This window comes from Rhodococcus sp. P1Y (assembly GCF_003641205.1).
GTDB lineage: Bacteria > Actinomycetota > Actinomycetes > Mycobacteriales > Mycobacteriaceae > Rhodococcoides.
Map to the genome: position 1 here is coordinate 5020611 of NZ_CP032762.1, position 16256 is coordinate 5036866.

Sequence of the window (16256 nt, forward strand, 5' to 3'; positions counted from 1 at the left end):
GATCTAGGTTCCTTGCTTCGTGAAGAGTTCGGCGATGGTCGCGACGCACATCGACAGCGAGACCGCCCCAGCGTCCGGTGTCCCGACGCTTTTCTCGGCGAGCGGCCGCGCCCGTCCCACCTTCGGACGGAGTTCTGCCGTCCGGGCGGCGGCGCCCTCGGCCACCGTCACGGCCTCGGACCACGCGGATCGCCAGTCGTTGCCGGCCGAAACCGACTTCTCGACAGCGCCGACGAACGGGTCGAGGGCGTCGAGCATCGTCTTGTCGCCCAGAGACGCACCGCCGAGCGCGACGAGTGCGTCGTACCCTGCTCGCAGTGCCTCGGCGACCGCTGCGTCGTCTGGAGTTCCGTTGTTGCCCAGCCTGTTACCGATCGCGGTGAGCGCTGCACCCCACAGCACCCCGGACGTTCCGCCTGCTTTGGCTGCCCAGGCAGAACCGGCAGCAGCGAGCACCGAACCGGCGCCTCCGTCACGGTCTGCGGTGTCGCCGGCAGCAGCTCGGGCCGCGGCGGTGCCCTTGACCATCCCTCGGCCGTGGTCACCGTCTCCTGCGACGGCGTCGATGCGTCCGAGTTCGTCCTCGGCCGCAGTCATGCGCTCGCTCAACGCATCGAGCGACGCGGTGACGAATCGAGCGCAGTCGCGTGAGGGCTGGTCGGATGCGGGCAAGGTCGCCGCCGATGCCGCCGAAGCCGACTCGGACGATCTGCGCTCCCCACTGTCCGTTGCGAGCACTCCCTTGCGATACGCCGGGGTGTCGGCAGGCGCTGTCCAGAATTTCTCGAGTTCGTCGTCGAGCCACATCACCGTGAGCGAACATCCGGCCATGTCGAGGCTCGTGACGAGTTCGCCCACCTCGGGGTCGACGACGGTGTACCCGTGCGCGCGAAGTGCTCTGGCGACCGTCTGCCACACCACGAAAAGTTCCTCGTACTTGGTGCGACCCAGTCCGTTGAGGATCACCGCGATGCGGTCGCCGCTGCCCGCGGGCTTCTCCGCGAGCACGCCTTCCACGAGCAGGTCAGCGAGCTCTGCTGCACTGGGCATCTCGTGCGAGGACACCCCGGGCTCCCCATGGATTCCGAGACCGAGATCCATAGTTCCCTCGGCGACGGTGAACAAGGGGTGATCAGCGCCCGGCATCGTGCAGCCGTCGAAGGCCACGCCGAGGGTGCGGGTGGCGTCGTTCGCAGCGATGCCGATGCGCTCGACACCGTCCAGGTCGTAACCGTCGTCCGCGGCGGCCGACGCGCATCGGAAGACCGTGAAATCGCCTGCGATTCCGCGCCGTTTGGTGATTTCTTCCTTCGGTGCGCTGGCGATGTCGTCGGTGACCGCGAGGTAGCGGGCGTCGATTCCCTCGGATCGCAGCTTCTGCACGGCCAGACCGAAGTTCATGACGTCGCCCGCGTAGTTGCCGGTCGTCAGCAGCACGCCTCCGCCGCCCTCGACGGCCCGCGCGACCGATGCGGCGTCGTCCGCGGACGGCGAGGTGAAGATGTTGCCGACCACTGCGCCGTCGGCGAATCCCCGCCCCACCACTCCGCAGAACGCCGGGTAGTGGCCCGATCCGCCGCCGACGACGACGGTGGCCTTGCCCTCGGGCGTCGCCGTCGCACGAACCACTCCGCCGGGAACTCCGACGACGTAGCGCGAGTTGGCGTCGAGGAAGCCGTCGAGCATGTCCTCCATGAAGGACGCCGGATCATTGAAAAGCCTTGTCATGACTGGTCCTTATCGAAGTCGGAGACCGGAGTCGCGGTCGAACAGATACACCCGTTCGGTGGGGGCGGTGAGCGCACAGCGATCGTGGCTGCGGTAGTTCTCCCGTGCGGGTGTCTGCACGATCAGCGAACCCCGCCTGCGACCGAGATCGTCGCCTGACCGAACTCCATCAAATGCTCGAAATACTCCACCGACGCCGAGATCTGCCCGTCTCCGGCCACACCGGCGACGATGGACGCGTCCTGGGGACGAATACCGACCTTCACCGACGTGCCGTCGGCGACATCGGTTGCGTTCACCGCCAGTGTGCCGTCGCCGATCTCGACAACAGTCCCCGACGTCGAACGCCGCACGACACCGTCGAGAGTATTGATCTGGGGTTCACCGACGAACCCGGCGACGAAGAGATTGGCCGGATCGTCGAAAACCTCGTCGGGCGTACCGAACTGCTGAATGACGCCGCCGTCCATGACCGCCAGTCGATCGGCGAGGCTCAGTGCCTCGACCTGGTCGTGGGTGACGACGATCGTGGTGTATCCGAACTCGCGCTGGAGCATTTTGAGCTCGCGCCGAACACGCTGGCGTGCAGAGGCATCCAAGTGCGAAAGCGGTTCGTCGAGCAGCAGTACCGGCGGATTCCGAACGAGGGCTCGGGCCAATGCAACCCGCTGCTTCTGTCCGCTCGACAGGCCGGCCGGCCTCAGATCGAGCAGGTCCTCCATCTCGAGTCGCTGTGAGATCGAGGCAACGAGCGCGTCGGCATCCTTGACCTTACGGGCCTTGAGCCCGTACGCCAGGTTCTCGCGGATGGACAGTGGTGGATACAGCGCGTAGCTCTCGAAACCGACGCCGACCTCACGCTTGCCCGGTGGCAGATCCGTGATCGTGCGATCGCCGATGCGAATCTGTCCGCTCGTGACGGTCTCGAGCCCAGCGATCATCCGCAGCGTCGTGGTCTTTCCGCACCCGGAGGGCCCAAGCAATGCGATCAGCTCACCGGGCTCGATCGCGAGATCGATACCCTTGACCGCCTTGAACTCTTCGCGTCCACGGGAGCTGTACGTCTTGACCAGATTGTCGAGCGTCAAGCTCTGCGCGACCGACGTGCGGCTCACGGAAAGTGTCGCAGTCATCTACCGCTCCTTCTGATCTGCTGCGCCGAGCTGGCGGGTCTCGGACTCGCCATCGGCGCCGGCGAAGATGTGGATGTCGGAGGAATCGACGGCGACAGTCACCGTCGCCCCTTCGGTGATGTGTCGTCCGCCCTTGGAGAGTGCGATGAGCGTGGTGCCACCGAGATCGACCGAGACCTCGACGTCGCGGCCGAGTCGTTCGGCCAGCACGACGGTTCCGGAGAAACTCACCTTGCCCGGTCCGGTCGGCGCTTCGGCGAGAACATCGACGTCACACGGACGGATACCGATGCGCGCACGATCCCCTCGCTTCAGCATCGACGGCGTCGCCACCTCGAGGGTGCTTCCCAGAACACGCAGCAGGCCGTCGTCGACCGTCGCGTCGTACAGGTTGATCTCGGGCTGGCCGAGAGCTTTCGCGACGAACGTGTCGGCGGGCGTACGCCAGATGTTCTCGGGTGTGTCCACCTGAACGACGCGTCCCTCTCGGAGGATCGCGATGCGATCTCCGAGGGCAAGCGCCTCCTGGTAGTCATGGGTGACGTACACGGTCGTCGTTTTCGACATCTCCCCGAGCTGCTTGAGTTCCACGCGCATTGCTGCCCGTAGCTTGGCGTCGAGATGCGACAGTGGTTCGTCGAGCAGGTACACGTCAGCGGGTCGAACCAGGACCCGGCCGAGAGCGACGCGCTGTCGCTGCCCGTTGGACAGTTCGCGTGGGAATCGCGCCAGTAGATGATCGATCCCGAGCGTGGTCGTGACCGACTTGATGCGCTCGGTCTGCTCGGCCTCGGTGTACTTACCCGTCCGTCCCGACTTCAACGGGGACGCAAGGTTCTGCGAGACAGTCTTTTGCGGGTACAGCGCGTAGCTCTCGAACGCCATCGCGACGTTACGGTGATACGGCTCGACGGATGTCATGTCGTTGTCGCCGATGTGTACCGCACCGGAGTCGACATCGACCAGTCCTGCAATGGATTTGAGGGTGGTGGTCTTGCCGGCACCGGACGGTCCGAGGATGACGAAGAACTCGCCGTCCGCGATGTCCAGATCGAGACCGTCGATACCGATCTTCTTGCCGTACTTCTTGCTCAGTCCCTTGACTGCAAGCTGTGCCATCTAGGATTTCACCGCCCCGAACGAGAGACCGCGAACCAGGTAACGCTGAATGGTGAGCGCCAGGATCAACGGTGGAAGAGCTGCGATGACTGCTGCCGCCGCAGTGAGGTTGTAGTACGCCTGTCCGCCGCCGCCGAGATACTTGGTGATCGCGACTGTGACGGTGCTGGCGTTGCTGTCCGACAGGATCAACGGGAAGACGTAGTTGTTCCACGCGAAGATGAAGGCCAGCAGAGCGGCCGCGGCGATGCCCGGTCGAACGAGGGGCAGCGCGACCATGACGAATGCCCTGGACCGGGTGTACCCGTCGAGAAGCGCGGCTTGTTCGAGGTCTTCGGGAAGGTCCTGGAAGTAGGACCGCAGGATCCACACCACCAGTGGCATCGTGACCAACTGCAGGACCCAGATCATGCCGACCTTGGTGTCGAACAGACCGATCTGGTTGTAGATGACGAACAGCGGCACGATGACCATCAGTTCGGGGGCGAAGCGGAACGACAGCATCTGGAACATCAGGTCGTTGCTGCCCCTGTACTGCCAGCGGCCCGCCGCGTAGGCAGCCGGGATGCCGATGACGAGCGAGACGATGACGGCGCCGCCGCAGTTGATCAAGCTGGTCAGTAGCGACGACGTGAAGTCGACGCTGGTGAGATCGGTTCCACGCTGACTCAGTACGGTCCCGAAGTTCTCGAACGTCGGACTGAAGGAGAAATAGGTACTCGTCTGCTCGGCGTCGGACTTGAGCGCGAGCAGCACCATCCACACGATCGGGAACAGCGAGAACACGAACCACACCAGCAGCACGACGTCCGCGGCGACCGAGGCCGGGGTGAACCGGCGTTGTCCGGGAAGCAATTCCTTGGCCATGAGTCAGTTCTCCGCTCCAGCGGCACGCCGCTGTGCTTTGCCGAGCACGCTCACGAGGAAGCGCGCGGTGATGAACACGAGGATCCACAGCAGGAACATGTATGTGCTGCCGCGGGAGTAGTCGAGGTTGATGATCGAGTCCTCGAACGCGCCGATCTGCAGCGAACGCGTGGCGACGCCTGGCCCACCTGCGGTGAGAACCCATGGCACGTCGAAGAATTTGAGGTTGTCCATGAAACGGAAGATCACTGCAACCAGGATGTACGGCCACAGCATCGGCAACATGAGCCGACGGAACATGTAGAACCAGCTCGCCCCGTCGACCTCGGACGCTTCGAACGGTTCCTTCGGGAGAGACCTGATTCCGGCGAGCACGAGGATCGCGACGAACGGGGTGAAGATCCACAGGTCGACGAGAATGACCGAGAACAGCGCGTTCTGGCTGCTGAGCCAGTCGAACGTGTTTCCCAGTCCCAGAACGTGGTTCAGCACGCCGAACTGCGGGTTGAACATCAACTTCCACACCACGGCCGCGATCACGGGCGCGATCATCAACGGAAGAATCAGAACCTTCTCGAAGATCCTCCCGACGATCGACGATCGGTTGAGAAGAAGCGCGATGATCACACCGATGACGGTTTCGACGATGGTGGCGACGACCGCGAACGTACCGGTAACCCGCACGCTCGACCAGAACTGAGCGTCCCCCAGGACACTGGCGTAGTTCGCGAATCCGACGAACACCGGATTCGGGTTCACCGCAGCGTAATTGAGGAACGAGTACCACGCGCCGACGAAGAACGGATACAGAATGCCGATGACGATCAGGACGGCCGGAACCGACAGCAGATAGGGCCGCAGCCTACGACGCCACCGTGGGACCTCGGGCTTGGCGGAGGTTTTCGGAACAGGCGCTCCGGTCCGGTGCCCCGGTTCAGTACGCGTAGCCATGACCTACCTCTTTCGACGAGTTCTTCACAGGTTCACCTTCGAGGTGTTGGTTTTCGCCAGTCCGTCGAGCCTGGACTGCGCGTCGTCGCCGCCGTAGATGTCCTGGAGTGCCGACGCCCAGTTCTGGGTGGTGTCGAAGAACTTCTTCTGCGGGGTGAACTGAATCTTGGACTGTTCGATGACGGTCTCGAAGGTCTCGAGGTAGCCGGCCTGATCGGCGACCTGATCCTTGAAGACGCCGTCGAACACCGATTTGCGGACGGGGTCGGCGTAGATGCCTCCCTGCACCGCCTTCGACATCGCCTCCTTGCCTGTTGCCCACTGCATGAACAGCCAGGCCGCATGCTTGTTCTTCGACATCGAATTCATCGCCAACGACCACGTCCACAGGTTGGTGGCGTAGCTGCCGTCGGGCCCCGCAGGTCCGGGGTACCAACCGATGTTGCCCGCCTGCGCGGATGCACCCGGCTTGTTCTTCGGGTAAGTCGCGCTGTCCGCGTCGAAGACCATCATTGCCTTGCCGTCGCCCAGATCCCCGGTCGCGTTGGGGTAGTCGTAGGACGTCCACGACGTGGGACCGGCCTTGTGCTGCATCTCGATCCACTTCTCGGTGAACGCAACTGCCTTGTCGGAGTTCATCCGCGCCTGCAGCTCGCCGTTCTCGAAGACGTAGTCCTGTGCGCCCTCTCGCGTGAACTGCGTCATGAAGCCGGGGTGGATGGTGGCCCACGACTTCGATCCACGTGTCGCGATGCCGTAGCGGTTCTGCGAGCGATCGGTCAGATCGATCGCCAACTGAACGAAGTTGTCGAAAGTGTCCGGCAACGTGATGCCGTTCTCGTCGAAGAACTTCTTGTTGTAGGCGACCACGTTGTTCTCGAATCCCCAGGGCAGTGCCCACTGTCCACCCGTACCGAGCGGCGAACCCTGCTCGAAGTCCCAGCTCGTGGAGGTCCGTAGTCCCTCGTAGATGTCCTCGAAGTCGTACTCGTCGCTGGTTGCAGATGTGTTCTGCAGCCACGGGTTGAGGTCTTCGAGCCATCCGGGAGGGCCGTACTGCCAGATGAAGTACGCGCCGAGCATGAAGACGTCGTGTTTGCCTGTGCCACCGGCAAGTTCGGTGTTGAGCTTGGTGAAGTAATCCGCCTCGGGAACGAGATCCGCGTTGACGGTGATGCCGGTGAGTTGTTCGAACTCGCCGAGCAGCGGTTGGAACGACTGCTGGTACGGGTGCGGGGTCTGCAGGATGTTGAGCGTGGTGCCCTGCACTGCCTTCCAGTCGAACGGCCCGCTCACCTCGCCCGCGCCGTTGACGGCGTTCACTCCGCCGCCGACACCACAGGAGGACAGGATGGGCACCGACGCCGCGGCGACGCCTGCCAACCCCATCGCGCGGAGCATGTCCCGCCTCGAGAATTGACGATAAGTCATTGGTATGTCCCTAAAGTACGCAGGAGAAATCAGGACGGGATGAGCGAGACCTTCACGGACTCTGCACCGCTTCCGACGAGGTCGAGGCCCTTCTGGAAGTCGGCGAGTGGGAGTTGATGGGTGCAGATCTTGTCCATCGGCAGAACGCCGGACTCGATCATGCGGATTGCGGCGGGCCAGCAGTACGGTCCGAGGTGTGCGCCGAGGACGTCGAGTTCCTTGTCGTCGGAGATGATCGACCAGTCGACCGTGACGTCACTGCCGAAGACGCCGTACTCGACGTAGGTACCGAGCTTGCGAAGCAGATTCAGGCCCTGGGGAACTGCAGTGGGGTGGCCTGTGGCTTCGAGGTAGACGTCGGCGCCGTAGCCGTCGGTGAGATCCTTGACGATCTTCTCCGCGTCCTCGTTTCGGATGTCGATGACGATGTCCGCTCCGCATTCCTTGGCCAGTGCCAGCTTCTCGGGCTGCATGTCGAGGGCAATCACGTGCGCGGGGCTCTTGGCCCGAGCGCCCGCGATCATGCCCAGACCGATCGGGCCGCAACCGGCGACGACGACGACGTCGTCGAACGTGATACCTGCCCGCTCGACGGCGTGCAGCGAGCAGGACAACGGCTCGGTGAATGCTGCGTGGGCCGCCGGGATGTCCTTGGAGACCTTGTGCACCAACGCTTGCGCGGGATAAACCATGTAGCTGGCCATGGCTCCCGGCGTCCGGCGCTTGAATCCGTACAGATCGTGCGGCGCGCACATGTGGTACTGGCCGCGCAGGCAGTATCGGCACTTCCAGCACGGAACGATCTGCTCGGACACCACTCGGTCACCGACCGCAACGTTCCATCTGGCGGAGGCCTCGTCGTCGATCACGACGATCTCGCCGACGAACTCGTGGCCTGGGATGACCTCGGTCTCGGCCCATGCAGGTCGATTCTCGTCACCCCAGAATTTCGCTGCCCCGTGGTAGCACTTCAGGTCGCTCGCACAGATTCCGACGGCCTCCACGCGTACCAACGCTTCCCCTGGTCCGGGTACCGGGACCGCTACTTCTTCGAGTCGGTAGTCCTCGGGACCATGACAGACCACAGCCTGCATCTTCTCCGGGATTGTCGTATCCGACATGTATGGCTCCTTGTGCAGCAGTTTCGTGGCCGCGTGGTCGGCGGCGGGTGAGTCGAAGCATTGCGTTTCAGCGATGTGTTGGCGCTCACATTAACGAACGGGTATACATATGTCCAGAACGAATGTTCAGCAATTCAAACTCCGTGCACATATGTTCAATGGGATACTTCCGGCCATGGCGATCACCGGCTCAGCAAGCGAGAACCCCCTGTTGGGCCAGTCGGCCGACGGGAGTCACTTCGCGCCCACCCTGCTGTACACCGCGGCCAAGCTGTACTACGACGAGGACGCAACCCAGGCCGAAGTGGCCGCGAAACTCGGTACGAGTCGGGCTACCGTGAGTCGGTTGCTCTCCGAAGCGAGGCGCCAAGGCATCGTTCGGATCGAGGTCGTCCCACCCAGCGACTACTCGCAGGAAGACCTCGCAGAACGCGTCGCCGCCGCACTCGGCCTCCAGCACGTCTACCTGTCGGCGTCGCTACCCCCGCCCACGGCGTCGAAACCGACGGTGGACCTCATGGGCCGCTACCTCGCTCCCCCGGTCTCCACAGCGCTGGCCGCCGTTGGACTCGTACCCGGCGACATCCTGTTGGTGTCCTCCGGACGAACCGTCTACGAACTGGCGCAGTTCGATTTGGAGAAGATCCCTGGAATTCTGGTGGCTCCGACCGTCGGCGGGAACGACCAACCCGAGGAGTGGTACCAGACGAACGAGATCACGAGGCTCATCGCCAACAAGCTGGGCGGACGGGCCAACTATTTGTTCGCGCCCGCCCTTCCTGGTGCCGACCTGCATTCGATCATCCACTCCGACCCGGCAATTCAACGAGTGCTCGAACTGTGGCCCCAAGCTCGGTGCATCCTCATGGGCGTCGGGGCCCCGCCCCTGCTCCGCTCGGACATTCCGCGGTTCGTCCCCACGGATTCTGCGTCGCTCCGGGATTCGGTCGGCGACGTATGTTCGCGCTTCTACGACCGCGACGGAAATTCCGTGGAATTTCCGGGCTCCGACCGACTCATCGCAGTCGAACTCGATGCGCTGCCGAAGATCCCGGTCGGCATCGCGGTTGCCGTCGGCTCGGACAAGGTGGTTCCGATCATCACCGGCGCACGTGCACACTTTTTCAACCGGCTCGTCACCGATCCCGCCACTGCACAGGACATTCTGACCCACATCACGACTTCCGACGAGAAAGACACCTTATGACAACGAGTTCCGACGGGTCGCCGACCCTCGACAGTTCGCTGACAGGCGTCGACAGCAAACGGGTGCTGATCACCGGCGCCAGCCGCGGAATCGGGGCCGATATCGCCCAGACCTTCGCGGCGGCAGGCGCGCGCATCGTCCTGTCCGGGCGCGATCACGCTACGCTCGAATCCTTCTCTCGTACACTCGATACCGAGACGGCGATCGTCGTAGCCGACCTGTCGACCCCCTCGGGAGCCGACGCACTGGCAGAGGACGCCGCACGCGCTTTCGGGGGCATCGACGTGCTGATCAACAACGCAGGAATCTCCTATCCGGAAACTGTCGATGCACTGGACACCGCACATTTCGACGAGGTGATGCAGGTCAACCTCCGTGCCCCGGCGTTGCTCGCAGCCCGTGTCGGTCGCGCGATGGCCGAGGGCAGCGGCGGATCCATCGTCACGATCGCATCGGCGGCAGCACTGCGACCACTACCCGAGCACTACGCATACTGCACCGCGAAAGCCGGACTGATCATGGCCACCAAGGTTCTTGCGCTCGAACTCGGCGGCCGAGGTGTGCGAGCCAATTCCGTCTGCCCCACAGTTGTTCTCACCGATATGGGCCAGAAGGTCTGGGGCGATCCCGTCAAGTCGGCGCCCATGCTCGCGCGTATTCCTGCGGGTCGTTTCGCGGTCCCGTCCGAGGTGTCCGCGACAGCGCTGTGGCTCGCATCCGACTCGTCGGCGATGATCAACGGAATCGACATCCCCGTCGACGGCGGCTACCTGGTCAGTTGAGCCCCGGCGTGGACGATGTCCCGCGTTGCCGGGTACAGCTGCAACCAGCTTGCGTACAGATCGTCGTACAGCGCCCGGTGCGCGGGATTGGGCGGCACCTCGGATGCAACAGTCGCCCAATCGGTCTCGGGCGATACCTCACCGACCCCGATCGCGGCGAGCAAACCGTCCCCGTAGCTCGCACCGATGGCCTGTTCGGTCACCAGTTGCGTCTGTCCGGTGATGTCGCTGAGCGCCTGCGCCCACACCGGGCTCCGTAGTCCTCCCCCGACCGCGACGGCGCGCGCAACCGGAGTGGCTGCGTCGTCGAACATTTCCAGAATCTGCCTGATGCCGAACGAGATTCCCTCGTAGGCTGCGCGAAAGATGTGCCCCCGCCCGTGCCGCAGGGTCAGTCCGGCCATCACACCACGGGCGTCGGCGTCGAATACCGGCGTTCGCTCGCCCGCTAGGTAGGGCAAGATCAGCAGGCCCTCGGCCCCAGCCGGTACGGCAGACGCCTCACGCATCAACTCGTCGAACGGCGCACCGCCGGTGAGGGTCTGCAACCAGGTGGTCAACGAACCCGCAGTCGAGGTTCCCGCCGCCAGTGCATACGTGCCCGCTTGCACTCCAGTGGTCGTCCATAAGGCCGAATTGGTGTGGTAGTCCGCCAGGACCTGGACGAGGAACATGGTCGAGCCGTACATCAACATCAAATCGCCCGGGTGCCGCACTCCCACGCTGAACGCTTCGGCATAGGCGTCGACGGTGCCCGCGACGACCGGAGTTCCCAGCGGAATGCCGGTCGCGTCGCTGCCACGCGCATCGACATGCCCGACGACGTCACTCGGCCATGCAAGCCGCGGCACCTCCAGGTCCCCGAGCACACGGCCGATCCAGTCTGTGTTCCAACCGAATTCACGAACCGAATACAGCGGGTCGCATTGGCTTGCAGTGTGGTGATCCTGCACGTACTCGCCGGTGAGCTTGGCGACAATGTAGGAATTGGAGCCGAACCACTTGGTTGCGCGATCGAACTTCTCGGGCTCGTTCTTGCGAACCCATTCGATCTTGGGACCGACAGCCTGGCTGGACAACGACTTGCCGCACCGCTGCAGAATTGCTTCGGCACCGAAAAAATCTGTCAGTTCATCGATTTCGCGGGATGCACGGGAGTCGATTCCGTAGAGGATCGCCGGTCTGACCGGCCGAAGTGCATCATCGGTCAGTACTAGACACGGTCCCACTCCGCTGACACATACGCCTGCGACCGAAGAACCCGACGGGACCTCGGTCATCAACGCGGACGCGATGGCACATACGTCGCTCCACCACACTGCGTCGGCATCGACTTCGGCCCAACCAGGATGGGGTAGCGACATCGTATGGGCTCGCTGCTCGGACGCAAGAACCTCGCCGGTGGCGGTGACCAGGACGCCTTTGCTACTGCCGGTGCCCATATCGATCCCCACGAACAAGTTCACAATTGCAACAGTATCGGAGCGGCGTTCGGGTCGTGGCCGGTAAGCGCGGATCGCCGCGGAGGAGGCATCATAGTGAGCTGTGACCGACCAGACCGAACCGCCGCCGAACGCCAGGTCATCTCGCGTGCAACCCGTCAGCGCCGGGATCGTTGCCGCGCTGGTGGGTTTCACGAGTTCGTTCGCGGTCGTACTCACCGGACTTCGTGCGGTGGGCGCCTCACCGACCGAGGCGGCGTCGGGTCTGCTTGCGATCTGCGTGACCCAGGCGCTCGGCATGCTGTACCTGTCCAGGCGTTACCGGCAGCCGATCACTCTGGCCTGGTCGACGCCCGGCGCAGCCCTGCTCGCCGGAACCGGAACCGTGGCCGGGGGTTGGCCCGCCGCGGTCGGCGCTTTCGTGGTCGTCGGTGTTCTGGTCGTCACAACGGGTTTGTGGCCGCGGCTCGGAGCGCTGATCAACTCGATCCCCACCTCCCTCGCACAGGCCATGCTCGCAGGTGTTCTGCTGCCGCTCTGCTTGAAGCCGGTGACTGCGTTCGCGGCGTCGCCAGTCGTCATCGCCCCGGTCGTCGGGGTATGGCTGGTTCTGCAGAAGTTGTCGAAACGCTGGGCCGTCCCTGCGGCGTTCGGCGCAGCGGCGGTGGTCATCGGCATCGATGTCGTTGCGGGAGATCGGGTTCCGAACGCCTCCGACATGATCCCCCGGATCGACCTCACGGTTCCACATTGGACATGGCAAGCGATCGTCGGAATCGCCCTTCCGCTGTACATCGTCACCATGGCTTCACAGAACATCCCGGGGATGGCCGTCATGAGGTCGTTCGGCTACGACGTTCCATGGCGCCGCGCCATGGGTGTCACCGGCATCGGCACTGTCATCGGAGCACCGTTCGGCGGTCACACCATCAACCTCGCCGCGATCAGCGCAGCCCTCGCGGCAGCGCCCTCCGCGCACCCCGACCCGAAGCGGCGCTGGATCGCGGCGGCGAGCGCCGGGTGGTTCTATCTGTTTCTCGCGCTGTGCTCGGCCGCAGTCGCGACCCTCGTCGCCGTCGCTCCGGCGGGCGTCATCGAGACCGTGGCCGGTCTAGCTCTTCTCGGCACGCTCGGCGCGTCGCTCGCGGGCGCGCTGAAGGACGAGACGGGACGGGAGGCAGCCATCCTGACCTTCGTGATCGCGGCGTCGGGAATCGCAATTGCGGGTATCGGTTCGGCGTTCTGGGCGCTCGTCGTCGGACTGGTCTTGCGCTGGGTGCTGAGGCCGAAACGGCTAGAGTAAGCGGCCATGACAGCCTCCGCAGGTCAGCGCGCCGAACACAACCCCGCCGCCGAGTACCCCGCCCTGTGGCCGATTGCGACGCGATGGGACGACAACGATCACTACGGCCACGTCAACAATGTGACCTACTACTCGTACTTCGACACTGCAGTGAACGCCTGGCTGATGAACACGACCGGGGTCGACATTCGCACGTTGCCTGCCATCGGTGTGGTCGCGGAAACCTCGTGCACGTATCGACGTGAGCTGTCCTTCCCCGATGCTCTCCAGGTCGGACTGTCGGTAGAGAAGCTCGGAGCCCGAAGCATCGTGTATTCGCTCGCGCTCTTCCGTGAGGGCGCGGACGACGAACTCGAACTGGCCGCCACCGGCAGATTCGTCCACGTCTATGTCGATGCCGTCACGCGGAAGCCTGTTGCAATTCCGACGGAGATCGAGGCCGCCGCGAGGACTCTCGTCGTTCCGAGCTAAATGCCGATCTCGTCGGCCGTCGACAGTGCTCGGGCCACGATGTCGTCGATCAGCGACGTCGTCGGACTGCCAGCGCCGGCTCGATTGCGCGAGTCCGACTCCGCTCGACGCATCACGCCCTCGGCGATGATGGACAACTTCCACAACGCCAGCACCTGCCAGAACCCCACCGCGGCCACATCGCGCCCCGTTTTGGCTGCATAGTCGGCCGTCAGCTCGGCCCGCGTCGGAAATCCAGGCAAGGTCGACGCCATGAACGGACCTGCGACCGCGTCGCCTGCCTCGGGCCAGTACGCGAGCAACGCTCCGATGTCAGCCAGCGGATCGCCGAGAGTGCACAGCTCCCAGTCGACGACTGCGACGATGGACCCATCGGGCGCGATGATCACGTTGTTCAAATGGAAGTCGCCGTGTACCAGTGTCAGCTCACGCTGATCGGGAACGTTCGCCGCGAGCCGCTCGGCGAGAAGGTCGAGTGCAGGCACGTCGCGCGACTTGGAGTTGGCCCACTGCGTCGTCCATCTCTTGAGTTGGCGCTCTGCGTACGGCTTGTGGCTTGCTAGATCGAGCAAGCCCGCGCTCTCCAGATCGACTCGGTGAATGTCGGCGAGTGCGGTCGTCATGCTCTCGCCCACGGCCGACCGTACGTCCTCGGTGAGCCCTTCGGCTTTGGCCGGTGAATCGACCACGAGACCGTCGACATAGCTCATCAACACCAGGGGCGCCTCCGCTACCGCTGGGTTCTCACTCAGCGCGATCATCTTCGGCACCGGCACCGAAGTGTTCTGCAGACCACTCAGGATCCGAAACTCACGCACAACGTCGTGCGCGGACGCAAGCAGGCGACCCAACGGCGGTCGCCGCAGAACCCACCGGCTGCCCCCGGCATCGCTCACGCAGTAGGTGAGGTTGGACTGTCCGTTTCCGATTCGATCGAAGTTCAGCGGAGAGACCGCTCCGATCCCCAGTCCGCCGATCCATTCGGATACTGCAGAGAAGTCCATGTCCGTTGACATATGCCGCCTTTCATCCGGTCGAACCACTCTTACATGATCGGGGCACGGGACAACAGAACGGCGCCGCAGGCGAATGCCTGCGGCGCCGTTCTCGGTAGATAGGTGAGCGCAGTCGAACTGCGCCAGTTGTGTCAGCTGGCTCGGAGGTACGACGCCTCGCTCGGGGCATCCGTTGCCACGACCTCGAGGACATCCCGGCGCGCAGCGATCTCGTCGACGTCGCCGATGAGGAGTGCGACCAGCGCCTCAGGCTCGGACTGCCACGCCAAGCGCATCGACTGCAACTCGGACGCGACGAACAGTCCGCTGACTTCGAGGGCTTCGATCCATTCCTCGACCGATTCCGGTGTGGCCTCGGGAACCGAGTTGCGATCGAGCTGAGCTACCTCGAACTCGTAGCAGAAGAACGCGCGCATCATCTCGAGCTGACTCGACGTGAGGGCGGCGGAGCCGCTCGACGCAGTCGTCTCCGTGGCGGGGCGGGTATCTGCGAGGGTCATGTTGTCTCCTTCGATCGGATTCGCTGTCCGGTGCTCTCCGGCCGCTGTTTTTGGACCTACATGGCACCGTGTTCGAATCGTTACTAATCGAGTTGTAACGAATTTGCGCTTTTATCCGATTCGTTGAAACTACGCCCAATTCGGCTAGGGCCGCCAGACCAAACCGGATGATGTGATAAGCGTCACACTAAGTTGAATCATCTACTGTTCGTCCCGCTACGAATGCTTTTCACGCCGTCGAACCTCATCGAACAGGGCCCGCGAAAGCGGTGCCGACCTCCGGCATCGGCACGTAAAGCCGCCCTCGACGTTCGGCAACTCCGACCGTGATCGAATCGTTATCACGCACATTTGAGCGGTCCTGGCGTGCACCAGCCCTACACCCGCGGCGGTTCGAGGTGCCCTTCACATCGCACACTCAGAGTCGTCTTGCATCCTCGTAGACGAGATGTCAGGCGCACGAGAGGAGATGTCCACCGATGAGTTCGGACACGGACAGCATGGAATTGGTCGAACTGGAGGAACACTCCGCGACCGAAACGTTTGTCGACCCCCACGGAACTCTGGCAAGACTCGTCGTGGTCGCTGCGTCTGTGCTCGCGTCGATCCTCGTTTTGGTCGTCGTGCCGGCACTCGGCGTCACTTATCCGTACTCGCGCGCATTCGTCCCGAGCCTGACCATCCCATCGGAAACTCTGCTGCGAGCCTTCGGGCTGACCCCGGTCCTCACCGCCGTGGCCGCGCTGACCGTCGTGGCGCTGATTCGGAAGCTTCCCTACGGAATCGGAGCGGTCATCACCCTGGTGGTAGGCGCGTCTCTCACCACCGCTGCGGTGCGCGCATGGGCGAACGGATGGGTTCCGGCCTCTGCGTTGCCGAACGGAAACCTCACGGCGTGCCTGGCACTCATCAGCGCGGCCACCCTCGTCGCGTCGCCGCGATTCCTACCGATGGTGTGGGGACTCGGGACGGTCGCGGCTGTCACGGTCGCGGGAGCGGCAGTGATCGGCGGCACCGGCAGCATCGTCGGTGTCGTGACGACGGCCCTGATCGTGCTCGGATGGTGGGCCGGTTCATCCACGGTGATGTTGTTCTCGCCGATTGCCGCCGAGCGCGAGGCGCAGAATCCCTTCGATACTGCGGCACTCGCGCTGCGGCGAATGCGCTGAAACGCATCGTGCGCGC

14 protein-coding genes and 1 pseudogene are annotated in these 16256 nt (G+C 63.8%); 5 read left to right on the forward strand and 10 right to left on the reverse strand.

Annotated elements, in window-relative coordinates:
- Window positions 1-3: 3 nt before the first annotated feature.
- From D8W71_RS23120 to eltD, 7 genes and pseudogenes are all read right to left on the reverse strand, one after another.
- Complete coding sequence (locus tag D8W71_RS23120) at window positions 4-1728, reverse strand: dihydroxyacetone kinase family protein (protein WP_121116930.1); 1725 nt, start codon at window positions 1726-1728, stop codon at window positions 4-6.
- A 9-nt stretch (window positions 1729-1737) separates the two neighbouring features.
- Window positions 1738-2861 (reverse strand): annotated as a pseudogene (locus D8W71_RS23125) (ABC transporter ATP-binding protein).
- Complete coding sequence (locus D8W71_RS23130; protein WP_121116932.1) at window positions 2862-3980, reverse strand: ABC transporter ATP-binding protein; 1119 nt, start codon at window positions 3978-3980, stop codon at window positions 2862-2864.
- A complete protein-coding gene (locus tag D8W71_RS23135; protein WP_121116934.1) occupies window positions 3981-4847 on the reverse strand; it encodes a carbohydrate ABC transporter permease in 867 nt (288 codons plus the stop codon).
- Window positions 4848-4850: 3 nt separating this feature from the next.
- Window positions 4851-5798 (reverse strand): carbohydrate ABC transporter permease, encoded by a 948-nt coding sequence (locus tag D8W71_RS23140; protein ID WP_121116936.1) that lies wholly within the window; start codon window positions 5796-5798, stop codon window positions 4851-4853.
- Window positions 5799-5822: 24 nt separating this feature from the next.
- Entirely contained in the window at window positions 5823-7199 is a 1377-nt protein-coding gene (locus tag D8W71_RS23145; RefSeq protein WP_121116938.1) for an ABC transporter substrate-binding protein, read from the reverse strand.
- A 59-nt stretch (window positions 7200-7258) separates the two neighbouring features.
- The gene (gene eltD / locus D8W71_RS23150; protein WP_121116940.1) at window positions 7259-8350 is read right to left on the reverse strand and encodes an erythritol/L-threitol dehyrogenase; all 1092 of its coding nucleotides are present in this window, start codon (window positions 8348-8350) and stop codon (window positions 7259-7261) included.
- A gap of 175 nt (window positions 8351-8525) precedes the next feature.
- Here eltD and D8W71_RS23155 point away from each other — a divergent pair, with 175 nt between their 5' ends.
- Complete coding sequence (locus D8W71_RS23155) at window positions 8526-9557, forward strand: sugar-binding transcriptional regulator (RefSeq protein WP_236077583.1); 1032 nt, start codon at window positions 8526-8528, stop codon at window positions 9555-9557.
- The gene (locus D8W71_RS23160) at window positions 9554-10339 is read left to right on the forward strand and encodes an SDR family NAD(P)-dependent oxidoreductase (protein ID WP_121116942.1); all 786 of its coding nucleotides are present in this window, start codon (window positions 9554-9556) and stop codon (window positions 10337-10339) included. The genes D8W71_RS23155 and D8W71_RS23160 overlap by 4 nt, the downstream gene beginning before the upstream one ends.
- Here D8W71_RS23160 and D8W71_RS23165 read toward each other — a convergent pair.
- Window positions 10324-11805 carry an FGGY-family carbohydrate kinase gene (locus D8W71_RS23165; protein WP_121116944.1) on the reverse strand — a complete coding sequence of 494 codons (1482 nt, stop codon included), beginning with the start codon at window positions 11803-11805 and terminating at the stop codon, window positions 10324-10326. The genes D8W71_RS23160 and D8W71_RS23165 overlap by 16 nt on opposite strands.
- A 79-nt stretch (window positions 11806-11884) precedes the next feature.
- Here D8W71_RS23165 and D8W71_RS23170 point away from each other — a divergent pair, with 79 nt between their 5' ends.
- Entirely contained in the window at window positions 11885-13084 is a 1200-nt protein-coding gene (locus D8W71_RS23170) for a benzoate/H(+) symporter BenE family transporter (RefSeq protein ID WP_121116946.1), read from the forward strand.
- A gap of 6 nt (window positions 13085-13090) precedes the next feature.
- Complete coding sequence (locus D8W71_RS23175) at window positions 13091-13555, forward strand: acyl-CoA thioesterase (RefSeq protein WP_121116948.1); 465 nt, start codon at window positions 13091-13093, stop codon at window positions 13553-13555.
- On the opposite strand, the gene D8W71_RS23180 is transcribed toward D8W71_RS23175, so the two are convergent.
- The gene (locus D8W71_RS23180; protein ID WP_121116950.1) at window positions 13552-14571 is read right to left on the reverse strand and encodes a phosphotransferase family protein; all 1020 of its coding nucleotides are present in this window, start codon (window positions 14569-14571) and stop codon (window positions 13552-13554) included. The two genes, D8W71_RS23175 and D8W71_RS23180, sit on opposite strands and share 4 nt — an antisense overlap.
- 131 nt (window positions 14572-14702) lie before the next feature.
- Window positions 14703-15071, reverse strand: coding sequence for a hypothetical protein (locus D8W71_RS23185; RefSeq protein WP_121116952.1), 369 nt, complete (start codon window positions 15069-15071; stop codon window positions 14703-14705).
- A gap of 479 nt (window positions 15072-15550) precedes the next feature.
- Between D8W71_RS23185 and D8W71_RS23190 the strand changes: the two genes are divergently transcribed.
- Window positions 15551-16240 (forward strand): hypothetical protein, encoded by a 690-nt coding sequence (locus D8W71_RS23190; protein WP_121116954.1) that lies wholly within the window; start codon window positions 15551-15553, stop codon window positions 16238-16240.
- The last annotated feature ends 16 nt before the right edge of the window (window positions 16241-16256 follow it).

Excerpts from the sequence above, each read along its gene's own strand:
- D8W71_RS23120 (WP_121116930.1), bottom strand. The coding sequence starts at position 1,728 with ATGACAAGGCTTTTCAATGATCCGGCGTCCTTCATGGAGGACATGCTC.
- D8W71_RS23175 (WP_121116948.1), top strand. The coding sequence starts at position 13,091 with ATGACAGCCTCCGCAGGTCAGCGCGCCGAACACAACCCCGCCGCCGAG.
- D8W71_RS23130 (WP_121116932.1), bottom strand. The coding sequence starts at position 3,980 with ATGGCACAGCTTGCAGTCAAGGGACTGAGCAAGAAGTACGGCAAGAAG.
- D8W71_RS23185 (WP_121116952.1), bottom strand. The coding sequence starts at position 15,071 with ATGACCCTCGCAGATACCCGCCCCGCCACGGAGACGACTGCGTCGAGC.
- D8W71_RS23135 (WP_121116934.1), bottom strand. The coding sequence starts at position 4,847 with ATGGCCAAGGAATTGCTTCCCGGACAACGCCGGTTCACCCCGGCCTCG.
- D8W71_RS23155 (WP_236077583.1), top strand. The coding sequence starts at position 8,526 with ATGGCGATCACCGGCTCAGCAAGCGAGAACCCCCTGTTGGGCCAGTCG.
- D8W71_RS23180 (WP_121116950.1), bottom strand. The coding sequence starts at position 14,571 with ATGTCAACGGACATGGACTTCTCTGCAGTATCCGAATGGATCGGCGGA.
- D8W71_RS23190 (WP_121116954.1), top strand. The coding sequence starts at position 15,551 with ATGAGTTCGGACACGGACAGCATGGAATTGGTCGAACTGGAGGAACAC.
- D8W71_RS23145 (WP_121116938.1), bottom strand. The coding sequence starts at position 7,199 with ATGCTCCGCGCGATGGGGTTGGCAGGCGTCGCCGCGGCGTCGGTGCCC.
- D8W71_RS23160 (WP_121116942.1), top strand. The coding sequence starts at position 9,554 with ATGACAACGAGTTCCGACGGGTCGCCGACCCTCGACAGTTCGCTGACA.
- D8W71_RS23140 (WP_121116936.1), bottom strand. The coding sequence starts at position 5,798 with ATGGCTACGCGTACTGAACCGGGGCACCGGACCGGAGCGCCTGTTCCG.
- eltD (WP_121116940.1), bottom strand. The coding sequence starts at position 8,350 with ATGTCGGATACGACAATCCCGGAGAAGATGCAGGCTGTGGTCTGTCAT.